Origin of the sequence: Limnospira platensis NIES-39, assembly GCF_026000695.1 — a bacterium.
In the GTDB taxonomy this organism is placed as follows: Bacteria; Cyanobacteriota; Cyanobacteriia; order Cyanobacteriales; family Microcoleaceae; genus Limnospira; species Limnospira platensis.
Map to the genome: position 1 here is coordinate 6,571,626 of NZ_AP026945.1, position 21,011 is coordinate 6,592,636.

The 21,011-nt window shown below is 45.3% G+C and carries 17 protein-coding genes and 1 pseudogene; 7 read left to right on the forward strand and 11 right to left on the reverse strand.

What is annotated here, in order from left to right:
- Positions 1 to 750: 750 nt before the first annotated feature.
- The gene (gene psaC, locus N39L_RS32125; RefSeq protein ID WP_006616272.1) at positions 751 to 996 is read right to left on the reverse strand and encodes a photosystem I iron-sulfur center protein PsaC; all 246 of its coding nucleotides are present in this window, start codon (positions 994 to 996) and stop codon (positions 751 to 753) included.
- A 268-nt stretch (positions 997 to 1,264) separates the two neighbouring features.
- Positions 1,265 to 2,176, reverse strand: coding sequence for a CoB--CoM heterodisulfide reductase iron-sulfur subunit B family protein (locus tag N39L_RS32130; protein ID WP_014277470.1), 912 nt, complete (start codon positions 2,174 to 2,176; stop codon positions 1,265 to 1,267).
- A 206-nt stretch (positions 2,177 to 2,382) separates the two neighbouring features.
- Here N39L_RS32130 and acpP point away from each other — a divergent pair, with 206 nt between their 5' ends.
- Positions 2,383 to 2,631: an acyl carrier protein gene (gene acpP, locus N39L_RS32135; protein ID WP_006616274.1), complete on the forward strand. Its 249-nt coding sequence runs from the start codon at positions 2,383 to 2,385 to the stop codon at positions 2,629 to 2,631.
- Positions 2,632 to 2,684: 53 nt separating this feature from the next.
- On the forward strand, positions 2,685 to 3,941 hold the full coding sequence (gene fabF, locus N39L_RS32140) for a beta-ketoacyl-ACP synthase II (RefSeq protein WP_014277471.1): 1,257 nt from the start codon (positions 2,685 to 2,687) through the stop codon (positions 3,939 to 3,941).
- Between the two features lie 33 nt (positions 3,942 to 3,974).
- Here fabF and murI read toward each other — a convergent pair whose 3' ends face one another.
- The 6 genes from murI to N39L_RS32170 all read right to left on the reverse strand — a co-directional run bounded on the left by murI (position 3,975) and on the right by N39L_RS32170 (position 10,909).
- Positions 3,975 to 4,832 carry a glutamate racemase gene (gene murI / locus N39L_RS32145; RefSeq protein WP_006619119.1) on the reverse strand — a complete coding sequence of 286 codons (858 nt, stop codon included), beginning with the start codon at positions 4,830 to 4,832 and terminating at the stop codon, positions 3,975 to 3,977.
- A 280-nt stretch (positions 4,833 to 5,112) separates the two neighbouring features.
- Positions 5,113 to 5,652: a transcriptional regulator NrdR gene (nrdR, locus tag N39L_RS32150; RefSeq protein WP_006619120.1), complete on the reverse strand. Its 540-nt coding sequence runs from the start codon at positions 5,650 to 5,652 to the stop codon at positions 5,113 to 5,115.
- Between the two features lie 131 nt (positions 5,653 to 5,783).
- Positions 5,784 to 5,879 (reverse strand): photosystem II reaction center protein T, encoded by a 96-nt coding sequence (locus tag N39L_RS32155; protein WP_006619121.1) that lies wholly within the window; start codon positions 5,877 to 5,879, stop codon positions 5,784 to 5,786.
- A 267-nt stretch (positions 5,880 to 6,146) separates the two neighbouring features.
- Positions 6,147 to 7,676: a photosystem II chlorophyll-binding protein CP47 gene (gene psbB, locus N39L_RS32160; RefSeq protein WP_006619122.1), complete on the reverse strand. Its 1,530-nt coding sequence runs from the start codon at positions 7,674 to 7,676 to the stop codon at positions 6,147 to 6,149.
- A 415-nt stretch (positions 7,677 to 8,091) separates the two neighbouring features.
- Positions 8,092 to 8,415 carry a hypothetical protein gene (locus tag N39L_RS32165; protein WP_006619123.1) on the reverse strand — a complete coding sequence of 108 codons (324 nt, stop codon included), beginning with the start codon at positions 8,413 to 8,415 and terminating at the stop codon, positions 8,092 to 8,094.
- A 97-nt stretch (positions 8,416 to 8,512) separates the two neighbouring features.
- Positions 8,513 to 10,909: a glycosyltransferase gene (locus N39L_RS32170; RefSeq protein ID WP_043468778.1), complete on the reverse strand. Its 2,397-nt coding sequence runs from the start codon at positions 10,907 to 10,909 to the stop codon at positions 8,513 to 8,515.
- Between the two features lie 141 nt (positions 10,910 to 11,050).
- On the opposite strand from N39L_RS32170, the gene N39L_RS32175 reads away from it, so the two are divergent.
- The 5 genes from N39L_RS32175 (at position 11,051) to N39L_RS32195 (ending at position 17,254) form a co-directional block, all read left to right on the forward strand.
- Complete coding sequence (locus tag N39L_RS32175; protein WP_014277473.1) at positions 11,051 to 12,199, forward strand: AI-2E family transporter; 1,149 nt, start codon at positions 11,051 to 11,053, stop codon at positions 12,197 to 12,199.
- Positions 12,200 to 12,246: 47 nt separating this feature from the next.
- Entirely contained in the window at positions 12,247 to 15,126 is a 2,880-nt protein-coding gene (locus tag N39L_RS32180) for a PAS domain-containing sensor histidine kinase (RefSeq protein WP_014277474.1), read from the forward strand.
- Between the two features lie 65 nt (positions 15,127 to 15,191).
- On the forward strand, positions 15,192 to 15,569 hold the full coding sequence (locus N39L_RS32185; RefSeq protein ID WP_006619127.1) for a response regulator: 378 nt from the start codon (positions 15,192 to 15,194) through the stop codon (positions 15,567 to 15,569).
- Positions 15,570 to 15,595: 26 nt separating this feature from the next.
- Positions 15,596 to 16,654: an adenylate/guanylate cyclase domain-containing protein gene (locus tag N39L_RS32190; protein WP_006619128.1), complete on the forward strand. Its 1,059-nt coding sequence runs from the start codon at positions 15,596 to 15,598 to the stop codon at positions 16,652 to 16,654.
- A gap of 72 nt (positions 16,655 to 16,726) precedes the next feature.
- A complete protein-coding gene (locus tag N39L_RS32195; RefSeq protein WP_006619129.1) occupies positions 16,727 to 17,254 on the forward strand; it encodes a Ycf51 family protein in 528 nt (175 codons plus the stop codon).
- Here N39L_RS32195 and N39L_RS32200 read toward each other — a convergent pair.
- The 3 genes and pseudogenes from N39L_RS32200 to N39L_RS32210 all read right to left on the reverse strand — a co-directional run bounded on the left by N39L_RS32200 (position 17,247) and on the right by N39L_RS32210 (position 20,980).
- The gene (locus N39L_RS32200) at positions 17,247 to 18,779 is read right to left on the reverse strand and encodes an N-6 DNA methylase (RefSeq protein WP_006619130.1); all 1,533 of its coding nucleotides are present in this window, start codon (positions 18,777 to 18,779) and stop codon (positions 17,247 to 17,249) included. The genes N39L_RS32195 and N39L_RS32200 overlap by 8 nt on opposite strands.
- Positions 18,780 to 18,781: 2 nt before the next feature.
- A pseudogene (locus tag N39L_RS33425) lies at positions 18,782 to 19,441 on the reverse strand (type II restriction-modification system restriction endonuclease).
- A 498-nt stretch (positions 19,442 to 19,939) separates the two neighbouring features.
- A complete protein-coding gene (locus N39L_RS32210; RefSeq protein ID WP_006619132.1) occupies positions 19,940 to 20,980 on the reverse strand; it encodes a UbiA prenyltransferase family protein in 1,041 nt (346 codons plus the stop codon).
- Positions 20,981 to 21,011: the final 31 nt, after the last annotated feature.

A 21,011-nucleotide genomic window follows, 5' to 3' on the forward strand; every position in this document is an offset into this window, starting at 1 on the left:
TGCCTTTGTTGGGTTTCGCTGCCCTACACCCAACCTACACCTCCACCGGACAGACTTCTTGTTGGGTTTCGCTGCCCTACACCCAACCTACACCTCCACCGGACAGACTTCTTGTTGGGTTTCGCTGCCCTACACCCAACCTACACCTCCACCGGACAGACTTCTTGTTGGGTTTCGCTGCCCTACACCCAACCTACACCTCCACCGGACAGACTTCTTGTTGGGTTTCGCTGCCCTACACCCAACCTACACCTCCACCGGACAGACTTCTTGTTGGGTTTCGCTGCCCTACACCCAACCTACACCTCCACCGGACAGACTTCTTGTTGGGTTTCGCTGCCCTACACCCAACCTACACCTCCACCGGACAGACTTCTTGTTGGGTTTCGCTGCCCTACACCCAACCTACACCTCCACCGGACAGACTTCTTGTTGGGTTTCGCTGCCCTACACCCAACCTACACCTCCACCGGACAGACTTCTTGTTGGGTTTCGCTGCCCTACACCCAACCTACACCTCCACCGGACAGACTTCTTGTTGGGTTTCGCTGCCCTACACCCAACCTACATCTAAAAAGTGAAGTTTTGTATATGTTTATATCGAATTTAGTATATTAGTCGGGCATTTATCCCCCCCCTCAATTGTGAGAAGGATGGGGTATTCTGCCCGACATTTATGATGAATCCGTGAAACGGTGCGGAGGCAGTTTGAACCCCAAAAGGATTTGGGTAACTGCCATTGGAACAACTTTAGTAAGCCAGACCCATACTGCGGGTAGTTTCAGCACCGAGGTAAACCCGAACGCTGAGGAAGTCAGTAGGACAAGCAGTCTCACACCGCTTACAACCGATGCAGTCTTCGGTACGGGGAGAGGAAGCAATTTGACCAGCTTTACAGCCATCCCAGGGTACCATTTCTAGCACATCCAAGGGACAAGCGCGAACACACTGGGTGCAACCAATACAGGTATCGTAAATTTTGACGGAATGAGACATTGAATAAGTTCTCCCAAAGATATCAGGTTTGCCGCGTATCTACATATAGATGCAGATTAAACGGTTTGCTCAAAGCAGGATTATCGTATATCTTCGATCACTTTAGCTTAGTGTTTGCCTTTCAGGATACACAAGGCGACAAAACTTTAAACTCTGTAATATTTTGCGGACCTAATAGGGAAGGGGGAAGTTGGTTAATTTCTCGCTACCACCGGAGAAACTACCCCTCACCACACCTATCGTTAGGGGGAGGCAGAATTATCAATTGTCAACTGTTCATGATCTTCTCTAATACGGGGGTGGTGGAGACAATGTGGTTGTCTAAACCGAGGGCTTTGGGGCTGATACCTAGGGCTAGGGCAATGATTTGGGGAAGGTGGAGGACGGGTAAATTGAACGCGCGCCCTAGATATTTAGCGATTTCCGGTTGGCGTGAGTCTAGGTTAAGATGACACAGAGGACAGGGTGTTACCATACAATCAGCCCCAGCAGCGATCGCCTCTTCGATATGATTACCAGCCATTTGGAAAGATTCATTGGTAGCATAACTAGAAATCGGCCAACCACAGCACTGAGTCCGTCCCCGATAATAAATCGGTGTAGCCCCCAGCGCCCGAAACACATTTTCCATAGACTCGGGTTGATGAGGATCATCATAAATCAATTGATGTTGGGCGCGTAAGAGATAGCAGCCATAGAAAGCGGCACATTTTAAACCGGATAACTTCTTAGTCACCTGGCGCTCAATTTCGGCTAAACCATAATCAGCCACCAAAGCCCATAATAAGTGTTTAACCTCGGTTGCGCCTTTGTAGGGGGTGCAGCTTTCTTTTTGCAGAAGTTGGTTAACTTTTTCGAGATAAGCCGGATCATTATTCTGATAGTCTTTCAGGCGTTCATCAACCCGACCAATCACGCCCTGACAGGTGCTACAGTGAGTCAGTAGAGGTAAGTTCAGCTCCTCGGCTAGGGCAATATTTCGGGCGTTAACAGTATCCTCCAGTAGTTGAGAATCTTCTTTAAAAGTCCCAGAACCGCAACAGGAGGCTTTTTTTAGCTCGACTAATTCAATTCCCAGGGCTTGGGTGAGGACTTGGGTTGAGTCATAGAGTTCCCGACAAGCCCCTTGAGCGACACAACCGGGAAAATAGGCATATCTGAGTTTTACGGAAGATGACATAGCAATATTTTTATGAAATGACTGCGGGCTAATCACCCACTGTTAATCTATCATCTACCCTAGGGAGCGATCGCATACCTAAAGAAACCATAAAGGTTGCCTCAGCCCCAGGAGCAGAATCTACCACAAAAGTAGAAAATGATGATCGCGGGGATTACGCTTTCCGATAATATGGAATACGCGGCATCCTATAGAGGAAACATTCCATGAGTTCAGATACATTTGAAACAGTTAAGAAAATCGTAGCCGAGCAACTAGAAGTTGATTCGGCACAGGTAACACCAGAAGCGAATTTTGTCAATGACTTGGGCGCAGACTCGTTAGATACAGTAGAACTGGTAATGGCATTGGAAGAGGAATTCGACATCGAGATCCCGGACGAAGAAGCCGAAAAAATTACCACAGTCCAAGACGCGGTGAGTTTTATTAATAGTAAGGTAACAGCCTCCGCCTAGGAGGATTTGCCTGTGTTCTGCATTCTGGGTGGTTAACTTCTGATAGAAAAGTCATGACTGATATGAACCGCAAGCGCGTTGTTGTTACAGGTCTCGGAGCAATTACTCCCATTGGTAATACGATTACTGAGTATTGGGAGGGGTTGTTAGCTGGGCGAAATGGAATCGGCCCGATCACTTTATTCGATGCGTCACGCCATGATTGTCGCATTGCTGGAGAGGTGAAAGGATTTGATCCCTGTGACTACATTTCGCGCAAAGAAGCCAAGCGCATGGATCGGTTTGCTCAATTTGCAGTGGCGGCGAGTAAACAGGCGATCGCTGATGCGGAATTAGTAATTGATGACCTGAATGCAGACCAGGTGGGAATCATGATTGGTACAGGCATTGGGGGACTCAAAGTTCTTGAGGATCAGCAGGAAGTTTATTTAACTCGTGGCCCAGACCGATGCAGCCCGTTTATGATTCCCATGATGATCGCTAACATGGCGGCTGGACTCACTGCTATACATACGGGCGCTAAAGGACCTAATAGCTGCCCCGTAACGGCCTGTGCAGCCGGGTCTAATGCGGTGGGAGATGCTTTTAGACTAATTCAACGAGGATACGCTCAGGCGATGATATGTGGCGGTACAGAAGCCGCTGTAACTCCCCTGTCGGTGGCAGGGTTTGCGGCGGCACGAGCCCTGTCTACTCGCAATGATGACCCACTCCATGCCTGTCGTCCTTTTGATGTGGGACGAGATGGCTTTGTTATGGGTGAAGGTACCGGAATACTGGTTTTGGAAGAGTTGGAGTATGCCCTGAGTCGCGGCGCTCGCATTTATGGCGAAATTGTCGGCTATGGTATGACTTGCGACGCTTATCATATGACTTCCCCGGTTCCCGGAGGTGTCGGAGCGGCTAAGGCGATCGCTTTGGCTATGAAAGATGCTGGATTAACTCCTGATCAGATTAGCTATATTAACGCTCACGGAACCAGCACCCCCGCTAATGATCCGACGGAAACTGCAGCCATTAAAACGGCTTTGGGTGAACACGCCTATAAAGTGGCGGTTAGTTCGACTAAATCTATGACCGGACACCTGTTAGGAGGTTCTGGGGGTATTGAAGCAGTGGCGGCGGTATTGGCGATCGCCCATGACCACATTCCCCCTACCATTAACCTGGAAAATCCCGATCCTGAATGTGATTTAGATTATGTTCCTAACCACAGCCGCAGCCAAACTGTGGACGTGGCTTTATCTAACTCCTTCGGTTTTGGGGGTCATAACATCACCCTAGCATTCCGCAAGTTTAACGACAATTAAAAGACTCAAAACCCCCCCAGTGGGGGGGAATGTCTAACTAATTATGCCATCGCTAACTGAAACTGCTGTTTCCACAGTCCCAGAGGTCAGGGTTGGTAAAGTAATCGACTCCACAGCCGGAGTATATCCTAGCCATTGTACCGACAGATTAGCAAACTGTTCGGCACAGCCACTCACACAAAAACGGGTCGGTCGCGGTAGGTCGCCATGGCGTAGTCCTAGTAATTCTAATTCCTGGGCGACTGCTTCCACTAAATGCACTGCTGGATCAACTAATTTCACCGCAGCCGGTAATAGCGATCGCAACACTGGGGCTAAGTGGGGATAGTGGGTGCAACCATAGATGAGCGTATCAATACGCTGTTGTATCAAAGGGGTTAAATATTCTCGCGCCGCCTCTAATGTACAAGGATCATGAATGCGATTTTGTTCAATTAGCGGAACAAAAGCCGGACAACCAACCTGCCAAACCTGTACAGCCGGGTTGATTTCTTGAATCGCCTGACGATAGGCATTGCTGGCGGCGGTGGCTGGGGTAGCAATTACCCCGATCCGCTCACCTTGGCTGATAGCAGCCCTGGCTCCCGGTAAAATTAAGCCTAAAATCGGTATGTCAAACTCAGACCTAACTACTTCTAAAGCCAAGGCAGAACTGGTGTTACAAGCCATCAGCACCATTTTAACATCCTGAGCCACTGCCCAAGTAATAATTTCGCGGACAAATTGCACAATCTCTTCAGGCGATCGCGTCCCGTAAGGTAGTCGCGCCGTATCCGCAAAATACAAAATCGATTCATTGGGAAGTTGCCGATACAATTCCCTCAAAACCGTTAAACCACCCACACCACTATCGAAAATAGCGATTTTCTGTCCTCGTTTATCCCTTGTCATTGGTTGCCTGGCAATTGTTATGATGTTTAATGGGCTCGATGGGCTGTTGTTGATGACAACTAAACATCCTACCCGCCTTAACAGATTTATCTGTTCAGGTTAAAAGTACACGATCAGGATTGATAGGGCGAACACCGCCACCCAAATTATCACCCGCATCAAGGGTAGCACTCAAGCATATTTGTGGTAAGATTATATCTAGGGTTAGGCGAGTAACATCATCAAACCCTAACTTTTTCGGTCGGCTATTTTCCCAGCCCTGAGCATACCTGAGAAGATCCTAGCTCATCACTGGGCTAGGGTCGGCATAGTTACTTTGATTGGAGTTGTGCGGGTTGTGCGGGTTAACAGTTTCGGTGCTGACTGTGGGTGTCGATTCCCAATTAGTTAGGGAGGTTATGAAATCTTGTATTCCCTGAAATTCTCGGTAAACTGAGGCGAAGCGAATATAAGCCACTTCACTTATGGGTTTGAGGCGATCGAGTACAAGCTCACTAATTTCTGGGCTGGAAACCTCGCGGGTGGCACGCTGTTGGAGTTCTGCTTCTATGTCTTCGATCATAGTTTCTAGTTCAGAAGAAGCGATGCCAGTTTTTTCGCAGGCACGAACTAAACCCCGTAACAATTTGGAACCATCGAAAGATTCTCGCCGTCCGTCACGCTTAATCACCGTTAAAGGAACCAACTCGATGCGTTCATAAGTGGTAAAACGGTGTTTACAATTGAGACATTCCCGCCGTCGCCGGATGCTTTTCAGTGATTCAGCCCATCGCGATTCTAACACACGGGTACTGGTATGTTGGCAAACGGGACATTGCATAATATACGTCCTTTAAACTCAGATTTTGCCATGGATGCTGATTGATTTACGAAAGCCATATCCAATCGGGTTCTAAGAAGCATACCCCTTACAACCCAATTGGAATCAGAAAATCCTATGCTGTTGGCGGGTTATTTACCAATGCGGGGGGGTTCCCGGAAGGCAATGGCAAAGAACAACACGCCGAGAGCCAGCGTCAAAACTAATATGTATGCAACACTTTCCATGTCAATGTTTCCTCATATCCCGGGTTAACTACCAGTCTATCAGTCTTGATGCCACTCTGAAAAACCTGCCCTAACTTAATCCCCCATTTATGAAGTCCAGGAGAATAGGGAGGGGTGCGATGTTTTTTCGGAGCTTCACCAAAAAAAGGACAGGTCGGATATATTCAGCTTAGGCGATCGCCAACCATTGAGGAAAGCTGCCACAAGTTTTGATATACCCATGAACCTGTCCTGACAACTACTCAACAACTGTGATTAGAAGTCTGCTTAGACGGTCTTTTGAACACGAGTTGTTTGGTCTCCAACTTTCTGGAAGTTACCCCACTCAACTTGTTCTTCTAGGTCAGCTTCCACCCCAGCAAATACATCTCGGAAGATGGTGCGGGAACCGTGCCAAATATGACCAAAGAAGAAAAGCAGAGCAAAGCAAGCGTGACCGAAAGTAAACCAGCCACGGGTACTGGTACGAAATACCCCATCAGAGCCGAGAGTTTCCCGGTCAAAGGCAAATGGTTCACCCTGTTGAGCAAAGCGGGCATATTTCTTCACAGAGGCGGGATCGGTGAAGGTTTTACCATTGAGTTCACCACCATATAAAGAAACAGTCACCCCAGTTTGCTCAAAGCTGTAGCGAGACTCCGCGCGACGGAAAGGAATGTCAGCGCGAATTACGCCATCAGCATCAGTCAGAATGACGGGGAAGGTTTCAAAGAAGTTAGGAAGACGACGAACAGTTAATTCGCGACCTTCTGCATCAGTGAATACTGGGTGTCCGAGCCAACCTTGAGCAATACCATCGCCCTTGTTCATCGGACCGACGCGGAACAAACCGCCTTTAGCGGGACTGTTACCAACATAGTCATAAAATGCCAGTTTTTCAGGAATCTTAGACCATGCTTCTGAGGGGCTGTCACCCTGAGCAATACTGCTTTGTACCCGGCGCTGAATTTCCTGTTGGAAATATCCCTGATCCCACTGATAGCGGGTAGGTCCAAACAGTTCAATCGGAGTTGCAGCCGAACCATACCACATAGTTCCAGCTACCACAAAAGCCGCAAAGAATACCGCCGCGATACTACTAGATAGTACAGTTTCGATATTTCCCATACGCAGGGCTTTGTATAGGCGCTGAGGTGGTCTGACGGACAGGTGGAATAGTCCGGCAATAATGCCAACAATTCCGGCCGCAATATGGTGAGCCGCAATACCGCCAGCATTGAAGGGGTTAAATCCTTCAGGCCCCCAGGAAGGAGCGACAGGTTGTATACTTCCCGTCAATCCATAGGGGTCAGAAACCCACATTCCCGGTCCGAATAGTCCCGTGAGGTGGAAGGCTCCGAAGCCAAAACAAAGCAAACCAGATAGGAATAAATGAATTCCGAACATTTTGGGTAGGTCTAGGGCTGGTTCACCAGTCCGAGGATCGGTAAACAGTTCCAGATCCCAGTAAACCCAGTGCCAAACTGCTGCCAGGAATAATAGACCTGACAAGATGATATGGGTAGCGGCTACCCCTTCAAAAGACCAAATTCCGGGATTATCGGCTACTTCACCAGTTAGACTCCAGCCACCCCAGGATTGAGTTACACCCAAACGAGCCATAAAAGGCATGACAAACATACCTTGACGCCACATGGGATTGAGAACTGGGTCTGATGGGTCAAAAACTGCCAATTCGTACAGGGCCATAGAGCCCGCCCAACCTGCGACAAGAGCAGTGTGCATTAGGTGTACAGAAATCAGCCGTCCTGGATCGTTCAGAACTACTGTATGTACGCGGTACCAGGGTAGTCCCATTGACTACGCTCCTCCTAGAATCAATGAATGTGAATTACAGACGTTTAAATGAGAGATTACAAACCAGGCCTGCTATTTGAACCGCGATCGCCTTAACTAGGATCAACCAGTATCAGGTCTGACCGTCGGCTCAGACAGACACTCTGCCCTAATCAGGCTTCCGATGTCCTCCCATGAGCCATGAGATTCTTCGTTGTTTGTCTGTTTTTTGATTTTAACGCTCGGTTTTGGCGTTTGCAGTTGGTGTCCTAAACTTTGGATTTATTCTACCAACACTTGTTACCGCAATCCATCCCCTACTTCTATCAAAAACTAGAAGCTGAGAATTTTCGCAGATTTTGTTAAAGAATTGTATATATTATTAGAACCAATTGCAAGCAAAACCCAATATCTCTACACTGAGGGGGCGGCTTTCCTAAAAAAGACCGCCCTGGACTCGGCACTCGGTTGATGCTATTCCCAGACGGTCGAGAACCTGGTCAGCGGTAATTAGACGGGTGAGAACTACTTGACCGATACCTGTTGATGGGTGTTCTGTCCATTGCGGTTTGACTTCTAGCATCAGAACTTCATCTTCAACTCGGTACAGCCACATTTTTTCGGTGTCTGTATCGTTGGACACACATACATCTAGTTTTTGCAGATCAGGAAGTCGCCGCTGGGTGGCCACATCCCACAAGCCCCCAATACCCCAAATCCGTCCAATTGTCCACCCTTCTGAGAGAAAGAAGTATTTCACCGAGTATCTTTACATAAACAATTGATTGGCAATCTTCCATTGTATATATAATGGCGAAAATTGTCAAGGAAATGATGGGCAGAAGCTGAGAACAGGCTCAACTACTAGATGAGAATAACACTTCTAATAGGCGATCGCATACTTTTGACCAAGTAAATCTAGCCCTGACAAATTCGCAGCCCGCCGATTTATTCTGAGTCCTTAAATTCGGGTTTTTCAGGGCATTTTCCATTAATTCAACTAAATGATTAAAGTCAGGTTCTAAGTAAAACTTAGTATCACCTTCGGCATCTTGAAAACATTTAAGCTGACTATTAATATAAAAGCTAAAATCCTCTCTGGTAAACTCATCTGTGGGGCCTCCTTTGGTGCAGATAACCGGAGTTCCACAGGCTACGGCTTCCAAAACTGGGAGATTAAAGCCTTCCGCCGAATAAGGAGAAACATATAAATCAGCCGCCTTGTAGAGTCGGGCGATTTCGGTGGCGGATAAATTATCGCCTAGATAACTAATCCGGGGTTTAACTAAATCAATTTGGGCATCAGTTAAGACTTGTTTACTGGCGGCTTTAATGGATTCTTTGGACTTAAAAATGGCATCTCTACCTTTTAAAACTAACCGCGCTTCTGGATAACTCTCAGCAATTTGTGCAAAGGCTTTTAAAAGCCTAGCGACTCCTTGACGTTCATTCCACATAATCCCAATATTGAGAATCACAAAATAATCACTCCATCCCAACTCTCGGCGGAGACTATGGCGGTCTTCTTCATTGAGGGGATAATGCACCTTGGGGTCAAATCCCAAAGGTACGATCGCCAGGCGTTCAGGAACCGCGCCACTATTCAAAAAACCTTGGCGAGACCATTCGGAAGCGGTGACAATAATACTATCAGAATTTAAATGAGCTTCCCGAAAAGAATTAACCCCCATTCCTCGCACAATAGTTTGGGGCAAAATTCCCCACTCTGTACAACCAAAAACAAAGGTTTTCTTACTGTCAGAAGATGCCAAGTTAAACGGACAATACATCCTCAAAGTCACATCGGCTTTCAGGTCTTCTGGGGGTGTAGGGAGACTGCCCAAAATTGCCTCTTCATCAGGGGTAAATAAACCCCGGCTAGGCTTCCAATCTTCGGTAACATAGGGCATATCTCGATGGAATAGTTGCAGGGGCGATCGCTGATGAAGTTCTAGGAGTTGATGGCTATTAATCAAAGCATAAGAATGGGGCAACCATCGCCAACCTTCGACTACCAGCTTATGGGGGTGAGAAGTGATGTTAGCGCCGCCGATATTAGACCCCCGCGCCGCCGCTGGTTTGGGGGAGGGGTTGAGAACTTCTAAAATCCGGTCAACGGTATGTTTCCAGGTGAACCTTTGGGCGACAAACTGGGGGACTAACTCCCGCGCCATAGTTCCCATTTGCGGCTGTTCAATAGCCTGTTGCATTAAAGTAACTAAATGTTCCCAATTGGGGTGTAGCAAAAACCGAGTTTTATAGTCAATCACAAAAGTTCGGAATTGGCTAGAAATAGCCCAGCCAAAATCAGGATGAGTCCATTCTTGGGCGGGACTACCTTCAGTATAAATGACGGGAAGACCAGAAGCGATCGCTTCTAAAATGGGTAAATTTAACCCCGGTGCGACATCAGGGGATACATAAACATCAGCCGCCTGATACAATTTCGCCACCGACTCCAAAGGTAAATTATCGCCAATGTAGGCTAACCTAGGCTGTACTCGTCTAGCTTCCGCATCAGTTAAAATAGCTTGACTGCTTTCGAGGAGTAATTTTTCGCCATTTGGGGTGCAGCCTTTCAATATCAGTCTAGCATGGGGGTAAACTTCCACCACCGCCGCAAAGGCTTTGAGGAGGGGTCGAATACCATCAGTATTTTCCAGGTTGCTAACATGGATAAACACAAAATAATAGTCCCAGTCCAGAGATTTACGCAATTGCTGTCTGTCTGGGGAGGTTAACGGGTGGAAAATTTCCCTGTCAACTCCAGGGGGGATAACAGCCACCTGGTGAGGTGGAATACCCCCGCGCAGTAATCCATCCTTACACCACATTGTCGGGGTAATTAGGGTAATATTAGGGGCTAATGACACATTTTCGGGACTAATATTGAGGAGGGTTCCCCATTGTGGGGCGGTCAAAATCCCAGTTTTTTGGCTATCAGTGGGGGTCAAATCAGCTTCTGGGGAAATCCTTAAACTGATATCTGCTGAGTTACTATCCCCAGGGAGGTCGGCGGTAGGAATTGACAATTGACCCAGCAAGCGATCGATAATTGGGTTAGAATCACGACTAGCTGAGGAATTGGCTTGATAGGAAACCTGTAAATGTGATCGCCTCAAAAGTTCTTTCAAGATAAAATAAGTAGCGATCGCATAATAATTAGGTGCAAACGGCCATCCTTCCAAATGAAATCTCATAGAGCCAAATAGGTTCTCAAATATAATAGTGCTAGTAGATACTATATCGATCATGAATCGATCGTCAAAAGTTCCCGGATTTAGGGCGACTCAAGAATAATCACCCAGACAGTGCCGATCTAGTTCAGAAATCTACTAAAATCAAAACACTGTCAACCCCTTATCTGTGATTAACTCACACAATTAACCGCCAAGATGAGCGACCAAAACCCTCCCAGACAGGAAAGACATATCACCCTGTCAGTTTCCAATGTTCCCTTGATTATTGGTTCTGTTTTACTATTAGTTTTATTATGGCAACTTCAGGGATTAATTATCCTGATCATGATTTCGGTGGTATTAGCAGCCTCCATCATTCCCTTAGTTAACTGGGCGCAATCCCTGAAAATGCCCCGCTGGTTAGCCGTGATTGTAGTATATTTAACCCTAATTGGTGGCATTACCGGATTAGGTTTAATCATCGGTCCGAGTGTCGTTGATCAAATTAACCTGTTAGTGCGCCAGTTGCCAATTTTCGCCGAACGCAGCCTCGATCTAGTCAGTAATATCGCCAGCAGTCTGGGGGAAGATATCCCCGCCTTAATCGATCGCCTAGTAGATACCCAATCCCTGACCAACTGGGTCATCCGCTCATCTCAGCAATTAATTCTCAGATCCTACGGAATCACCAGAGGTATTGTCGGAGGGGTATTTAGTCTGATTCTATCACTATTCGTCTCCGGCTATATGGTAGCAGATAGCAAAACTCTGGTCAAAAGTTTTGTACAATTGTTCCCATACCCGTGGAACGATCGCCTAGCCGCCCAAGCTGTGCCCGTAGGTCGTCGCATCGGCAGTTATATTAGAGGCAGATTAATTGTATCTGCCATATTAGGGGTGAGCATTACTACCTGTTTAGGATTTTTAGGGCTAAAAGACTATGCTCTAGGTTTGGGTGCGATCGCCGGGTTTACCAATTTAATCCCCTTCCTAGGTCCAATTTTAGGAGCAATTCCCGCCCTCGTGGTAGCCCTAGCCAAAGGTGGATTTTTATTTTTTTGGGTGTTACTACTGTATGTAATCGTGCAGAACCTGGAAACCTACGTTCTCGATCCCTTATTGGTGGGGTCTTCAGTAGGTGTACACCCCCTATATCAGCTTTTATCAGTGTTAGCAGGGGTGCAGCTTTTAGGGCTAATTGGGGCGTTGATAGTTCCCCCTTGGTGTGCGGGAATTGCAGCCTTAGTGGAAAACTTGTATTTAGAACCCAAACGCCTAGCCGAACAACAACTAACTTACCCCCAAGGCTCTGTCTCCGACCATCCCTCTGGGGTAATCTTAGATTCCAATTTAGACGCTCCTTGATTTCTCACCTAGCATCAACATAAGTCCCCATTTTTGAATTATGAACCATGATCCACCCTCTGCTTCAACAACAACTCCAAGAAATCGGCTTTCAAATGGACACGCCGCCATCAGACCCCAAGGCTTGGCGGGAGTTTTTAAAAAAGGTTAGTTCCAGTTATCGCGCCGCCGATCAACAACGGGATTTGGCGGCGCAAACTCTGACATTTTCTTCGGAGGAAATGCTCGAAAAATATGAACGTCAACGCCAACAGTCAGAAGCGCGGTTAGAAGCAGAACGCGATCGCCTCCAGGCGGTAATTGGTTCCCTCGGTGCGGGATTATGTATATTAGATGCTCAGGGAAATCTCCTATCGATGAATCCCAAAGCCGAACAACTTTTGGGCTGGTCCGAGTCCGAACTCGCCGGTCAAGATTTGTTTAAATTGATTGCTCCCCATTTACAACAATTTCCCCAGCAATTTCCATCTCACCTAGGTCAGAAATGTTCCCCGTCCCCGGAACAACTGTTAGCACCTCCTAAATCTAAGCAAGATTATTTAGCCTGTCGTGATGGTCAAGTTTTACCAGTTTCCTACATTCTCAACCCGATTGTAGAAAATGATGCTTGGGTGGGAACCGTTTTAGTGTTTTTTGATATTAGCGATCGCCAACAAGCCGAACAAGAAGCCGCCCGTTCTATGTCCATGTTACAAGCCACTTTTGACTCAACGGACGCGGGAATTTTAGCCCTGGATCGCTACGGTCAAGTTTGCCATTTTAATCAAAAGTTTGTGCAAATGTGGGAGGTACCCGAATCATTCCTTAACCCTCATCAAAATCGCTCAACTTTAGCTTTTGTGATGCGACAATTGAAAAACCCCCCCCAGTTTCTGAAAACTATCATGCAACTGTCCGCCCAACCCTACATCCCTACCTATGATGTGGTAGAATTTAAGGATGGGAGGATTTTTGAGGTATATTCTCACCCTTCTAAAGTCGGAAATAAACTGGTGGGTAGGGTTTGGAGTTTCCGGGATATTACCGAACGTAAAAGAGTCGAAAAAGCCCTACAAAATCGGGTAGAATTTGAACAGCTAATCACGAATCTATCCACCTATTTTATTAGTCTAAATACCGAGGAAGTTGATGCGGGTATTCAAGAATCCTTACAAAAAATCAGCAATTTTATCGGAGTAGATAGAAGCTATATTTATCTATTTTCTGACCCAGAACATCAAAGCCAATCTATCTACGACTGGCGCTCTACTTTGATGTCTATTAAAGCCGAAAATAACCTGGTATCTGAGTCGTCAGAAAATGAACCCTTAGATTTGGTTTCGGTGGTTAAAAATCAAGTCAAAGTCACATCAAATCAACTTAATCCCCAGGTGATTCCTGGGATTATTTCATGGCTGAAAAAATATGAGGTTGTCCATATTAAATCAGCCAATTTGTCTGGGGACATTATTAAGGATCTGCAATCTCTAGAAAAATTCCATCAAGATACTGGATTGGTCGGTTATGAACATCCAGAATATATCCAGCATCAACTGCAATTTCTGACGATTATTCCTCTGGTCTGTCGCAAATCTTTAGTAGGCTTTTTGCGCTTTGATAGCCTCAGTTCTTTGGATACCTTATCTTCCGATACTATTAGCCTCCTGAAAATGGTGGGAGAAATGTTTTCTAACACTATCGAAAGGCGACGCACGGAAGAAGTGCTACGACAAACAGAGGCTAAATATCGCAGTATCTTTGAAAACGCGGCTGAGGGTATCTGTCAAACTACCCCAGACGGTCGCTATATTAGCGCTAACCCGGCTTTAGCTAGGATTTTGGGGTATGACTCACCGGAGGATTTAATCGCCAATTTGACCGATGTTAGCACCCAGCTTTATGTTAAACCTACCCGACGGGCGGAATTTGTAGCAGCGATCGCCAAAAGTTCAGTTATATCAGGCTTTGAATCTCAAGTATATCGGCAAGATGGGACAACTATCTGGATTTCGGAAAATGCCAGAGCCGTTTTTGACGCTATCGGGGAACTGGTTTGTTATGAAGGAACTGTCGAAGATATCACCGAAGGAAAAAGGGCAGCAGAAGCCTTAGAACGCGCCAAGGAAGCCGCCGAAACCGCTAACCGGGCAAAAAGTACATTTTTGGCTAATATGAGCCATGAATTGCGTACTCCCCTCAATGCCATTATCGGCTATAGCGAGATTTTATTGGAGGAAGCCGAAGAACTAGGATATGAAGATATTGTCCCCGACCTAGAACGGATCTATACTGCGGGCAAAAATCTACTGACTCTGATTAATGATATCCTGGATATCTCTAAAATTGAAGCGGGGCGGATGGACCTGTTTGTAGAGGCTTTTGATGTTTCGGGTCTCCTAGAAAGTGTTATGGGTACGGCTCAACCGCTGATGTCAAAAAATAATAACACCCTCACCGTCGATTGTCCTGACAATATCGGGATTATGTATGCTGATGTGACTAAGGTTAGACAGATTTTACTGAATTTGCTCAGTAATGCTGCGAAATTTACAACTGATGGGAAAATTAAGATAGAGGTCTCTCGTGTATCCTCCCTCCCCTATAGCCAAGAGTCGGGTTCGGTCGTAGAATTTAAAGTTCATGATACGGGAATCGGTATGAGTGCCGAACAACAAGAACAACTGTTTCAGCCATTTACCCAGGGGGATGCCTCGACGACTCGACGCTATGGGGGAACTGGTTTGGGACTGGCTATTAGCGATCGCTTCTGTCAAATGATGGGAGGTAATATTCAAGTACAGAGTACACTGGGAGAAGGGTCAACCTTTAAGGTGGTCATCCCTACCCGAGTCAAGGTGAAAACCTCAGAGGCGATCGCTACAACCCAAGATCCAGAAGAGTATTCAGCAGTTGATGCTTATACTGAAGGCTGTTTGAGCGAGAATTAACTGGGTAGTTTCCTGGCTTTTTCAGAAAAGATAACTGGTAAAACCCTCAACCTTAAAATTAGATCATGGCTAAGATTCTATTGGTAGAAGATAATGAAATGAATCGCGATATGCTCAAAAGGCGCTTGAGTCGGAAGGGTTATGATGTCTTAATTGCTGAAGATGGGGCAGAAGGGGTCAATTTAGCCCAAACACAAGCACCGGATTTGATTTTAATGGATATGAGTCTCCCCATTAAAGATGGATGGCAGGCGACCCGCGAAATTAAGGCAGATACTAAAACTAAGGAAATTCCAGTGATTGCCCTCACAGCCCATGCTATGGCTGGCGATCGCGAAAAATGTCTCGCTGCTGGCTGTGATGATTATGACACTAAACCAGTGGAATTCCCCCGCTTACTTGAGAAAATTGAGACTCACCTGAAAAATAAGGCGACTTCGTGATATCCATCTGTCAGTTCTAAGTTTAGATGAATGGTAACCCGGATCTTGTATTGATCGTTGATGATAATGAAATCAATCGTGACCTGTTGGCTCGACGTTTACAAAAACAAGGTTACGATGTGCTGGTGGCTTCTAATGGCTTTGAAGCCTTGAAAATTATGCGATCGACACCCCTGGATCTGGTATTGTTGGATATTATGATGCCACAAATGAACGGCTATCAGGTGCTGGAGTCCCTCAAGGCAGATCTCCAATTGCGCCATATTCCCGTGATTATGATTTCGGCGGTTAATGATATTGATAGCATTGTTCGGTGTATTGAACTCGGTGCAGAGGATTATCTATCTAAACCTTTTAATCATGTTCTACTGCGGGCTAGAATTAATGCTTGTTTAGAAAAAAAACGCCTGCGAGACCAAGAACAAGCCTATCTGCAAAAGTTGGCGGCGGAACAACAAAAGTCGGAACGGTTATTGCTCAATATCCTTCCTGCACCGATCGCACAACGGTTAAAACAGGGAGAAAGTACCATCGCTGATAGTTTCGCTGATGTGACTGTATTATTTGCTGATATTGTCAATTTTACTACACTCTCGGCTAATCTCTCCCCGGCTGAATTGGTGGAAATTCTTAATCAAATTTTTTCGGCTTTTGACCAGTTGGCTGAAAATTACGGACTCGAAAAGATTAAAACTATCGGTGATGCTTATATGGTGGTGGGGGGACTCCCTACCCCAAGACCAGACCATGCCGAGGCGATCGCTGATATGGCTTTGGAAATGCAAAAGATTGTGGTAAATTTTACCCTCAAACCAGGGGAAACTCTGACTATGAGAATGGGTATCAATACGGGTCCGGTAGAGGCGGGGGTGATTGGAACTCGCAAATTTGCTTATGATTTGTGGGGGGATACTGTCAACACTGCTAACCGCATGGAGTCTCATGGGTTGGCGGGGAAAATTCAAGTGACTGAAACTACCTATCAACGTCTTCGCCATGGTTATGAGTTTGAACCCAGAGGTCTCATTGACGTGAAAGGAAAGGGGGAAATGAATACCTATTTTCTGATTATGAAAAAGCCTTGACAGGTGAGCGTTGATGATTAACAGTTGATAGATGACGGTTTATTAATCTTTTGGTCTCGGACAGGACTTACCATGTTGACTACCCCTGAATTACTCGATTTTTCTAAGTGGCTGGGTATCGCTACCCTGGCTTTCGCGGCATTAACTGTTGTGGCTTTTGTGCTAAACTGGGGCATTCGTTTTCGCCTAGTGGGGATAACTGCTTTTACCGGAGTCCTCGCTGGCGGCGTTTTCGCTTTGGGGTTGGGATTATTTCAGCGGGTTGAAATTCCTGGAGCCGTCCGCTATACTAGGGTGTTTGATGATGGCGCTCGTCAAATTGTGATTGCTGTGGCTCCAGATATTACTGAGACTCAACTAGAGGCGACTCTCCAACAGGCTGCTAGTGACCTGTATTCACCCGGTCGCGGCGGCGCAGGACAAATGCCTTTAGTTATCCGCGCTAGAACTATTGTTCACCCTCAACCTGGGGTTTCGGAACCGATTTTTTTGGGACGGGTCCAACGGGTATCTGGTTTTGATAATCAAGGAGATGTGGCGATCGCTATTAATCAAGAAAGTCTCAATCACCTTCAAACAGTCCGCGAAGCTACTAACTAATTCCCCCCCCAATTCCCCCCCCAATTCCTCGTCTATCTACATGGTGGGGGGAAGGAAACCGGGTTTCTTTGAGAAATCGGGTTTCTAGCAGGGGTGATAGCCTCGGATGTAAATTTAAACAATTGAGAATGCTGGTTTTGATGGGTCTTTTTTCATCCCAGAAAATCAGTGAATTATAAAAAGCGATCGCCTCAGCAGAAGTGAGTATTTGAAATACTGCGATCGCCTCCGGTTCAGTGTCGAAGCTCAAAAAATAAACCGTATCATCAAATAAAACAGGTTTTCCCTTCAGGGGACTTATCAATTGAAACTCTAGTTTTTTGTAAAGCCCACAAATCGCGATTTTCCAAGGTTTAAAGGTATAGTCTCCTACCCCAAAAATAGCAAAACGAGGATGATTTTGATAAATTTTGCTTTGGCGACCATCTAAATTCGCCGCATTCTGTTCAAGATAATTCCAAGTTTGGGGCGCATGGTGTTTAATTAAAGCTGTGTCTTCACCCAGAGATTTTTGAGTAACCAGGACATATTTATCAGTTTGGCTAATCTTCCCATTAGCAATATCTGAACCTTTCAAAAGTGGAAAAATATAATCATCCTCCAGGTTAACTTTTTCTCCCCAACCATTCACCAGATCATTATTAACTTGACGAAGTTCCATAATTTTGGCACAATCATGTTTAATTCCCGATCGCCATTTAATCAAGGGCTGAGTTTCGGAATAAAGAAAACTCAGTTTTTGAAAAGTGACCATATCCGCAATCAGCCGATTATGAGAGAAACCAATCCTCTGGAAATCTGCACTTTCCAGACTGGGGAAAATATCACAAAAATAGCGTTTTAATTTACCCGAAAATTCACAGAATACAAAACATGATTCAACCGCCGCATTAAAATACTTTTTAGCATCAATTCTATAGGTGGAAAATTGACATACATTTTTTTGGCGATCGTGCAAATAGTATAAAATTTTTCTGGCAACAGAAGTTTTACAAACCATCCCCAGATAGCTATGTTCATAATTCTGCAACCATTCAATAATTTGAATAAGCATCCATTCCGATAGGTCAAAATTGCTTTTTCCAGTTAAAGCATCTAATCCTTTATATCCGAGAAAGTTGCTTTTTTGCGGCAAATTATTACCCGATATTAACCCTTGTTGTGAATTGGTAATCCAAGGCAAATTACCTATAACCAAGATTTCCCCCGACTGTTCCAAGTTTGACAACGGGAAATTTAACAAATCTCCATGGTGCAAAATAACTCGCTGATCATGTTTAATAATTGGACTATTTTTAGCTGCTTTAATATAATCAGGGTTAATCTCTAATCCGACAATTTTTGCAGCCGACTTAAACTGTTGAATCGATGCCACAATGAAATTACCGACACCACAGGTGGGTTCCACAATCAAATCTGGATTAACCCCTAAACTTGACAATTTTTGGCAAATTCGTTCCGCTAACTCTATAGGAGTTTGAAAATCTCCATATTCTATTGTTAATTTGCTTTTGATAACGGACATGGCTACTCAAAACGATAAACGGTAATTATACCATCTTCTTGACCTGCACGTTCAATCACTCTTCTATACTGTAATCTCCATTGTAAAGCATTGGAAATTGTCAAAAACCCAAGTTCAGGAGGATTAGCGATGATTTCTTCGGCAATATTTATGGCTTCAATTTCATCAACGGGGAGATTTCTATCCCACATAAACGCAATTAAATCATCAACATTTCCTTCATTGTGCAAAATTTCACGAATCCCGCGAGTCATTTGAAAATCGGCTGTTTTCTCTGATTGCACATAGATCACATTCAGAATCTTTAGATTAGCAGTTTGATTGTCATGATGATCTAGTTTGTCGTAAACAAACACTAATAGAGAATATCCTAAACCAAAAATTTTTTGTCTAGCTGACTTGAAAGGACAGGATGACTAAGGCTGTTTGATACTCGTCACTTTCATATCAACTTGAAGTTCCGGGAAATCAATACCAATGGCTGAATTTCCTTCTCTAAAATCATAATTATTTTTGAGGTAGTGTCTAAATTTTTGCTCTAAGTAAGTCCCTACCTTTTTACCATCTGTAATTCCATAAAGTGAAGGTTATAGATGTTGAGATTCTAAGATGGAAAATCTTTCGGCTTCAGAACACAGAGTTTTTATGGTTAAGGCTTGCATAGCGGATAACACTGATCACAGTAAAACAGGGTAATATAGTTAAGGGCGAAGAGTCTCCGGGAGGGAACAGCACACCCGGAAACCGTAACTGCTGTCTGCCGGGTCAATACAGTCGCGGTAGGCACAACGACAGTAACCCGGAAAGCTGCACCACGAACCGCCCCGCACCACCCTTTTGTCTCTGGATTCCAAAAGGTTAACTAAATTTTCAACATAGATATGCAGACCATTCCACACTCGACCATTCGAGGGGGCACCGCCAATATAGTGGCGTGTTGGAAATTACTGACGGGGGTGGTTCCCCTATGGCAGTTGTAATTAGCGAGGTCAGGTCATAACCGCATACGGTACAGGTTTCGACCTCGTTTTCTGTGTATTTGGTTTCACAGATTGGACATTTAGCCATAATTCCCAAACCTGATTTACAGCTAACTAATTATACAACAGATTGATCACCCTCGGCAATCTAAAGAAATCGGGTTTCTAGCATGGGTGATATTAAAGAAAAATATGCAGGTCAAAATAGACGATCGCTAAATAGGAAACTAGCCACAGAAATAGGCTGATTTTAATGCTGTTATCTTCGATTAAAATGCGATCTGGTTCTTCTCCGGCTGCTAAAACTGTGACGATCCGTTTGTAGTGCATTACTGCATAATAGACAATGGGAACGGTGATGACTAAGGAAGTGTTTTTACCGGAACTGATGGTAAATAGAGAATAACACATGATGGTCATGGTGGCTGTACTGTTAATCAAAGAGTCGAGATAGGGTAGGGTATAATGGCATAAAACCGGGCGCTGTTGATTCTTTTGACCGCGTTGATAAAATAGTTGGATATATGACTGTTTTGGGGTGGGATACAGGGAGTCTGGGGATAATTCTTCTAGGGATTCGATGGGGTTTTGTTTGTGGAGGAGAGAGAGGAGTTCCGATCGCCTTTTGGCGAAACCTTGAAATAGGGTTAAAAAGAAGGTACAAAGGGTAATCCAAGCGGTGGGGGTGTCTCCGACGGCGTAAATTCCGGCGAGGAGACGGAGGACGAAACCGAAGGCGATACAATTGACATCAAAAAGGGGAATATTTTTGAGTTTTAGGGAATAGGCGACATTGTTAATTGCATACAATAAGAGACAGGAAAAGGTGGGGATTCCCAGATGGTAAGAACCGATGAGAGAAAGGGTGATTAAAAAGATGCCGATCGCTCTGGCGGTTGTTAATTGTACCCGTCCGCTGGCGAGGGGACGAAATCGCTTTTTGGGATGTTGGCGATCGCGATCGATGTCTTGAATGTCGTTGAAAATATAGACGGCTGATGCCATCATGGAAAACAGGACGACCATTAAAATGCCGTTGGCGATCGCATTTATTTCTCCTAACTGACCCCCAAAAATTACCCCCGCCAAACAGAACAGATTTTTAGTCCACTGGTGGGGACGCAGTAGCTTGATTATATCCCCAATTCCCCCCGATTTGTCTGGGGAAACTTCCGCAGAATTGGGATTAGATACTCTAGCATATTTCGGTTTAATTTTCATAGGAAATTTAGGTTTAATTACACCCCTTGAT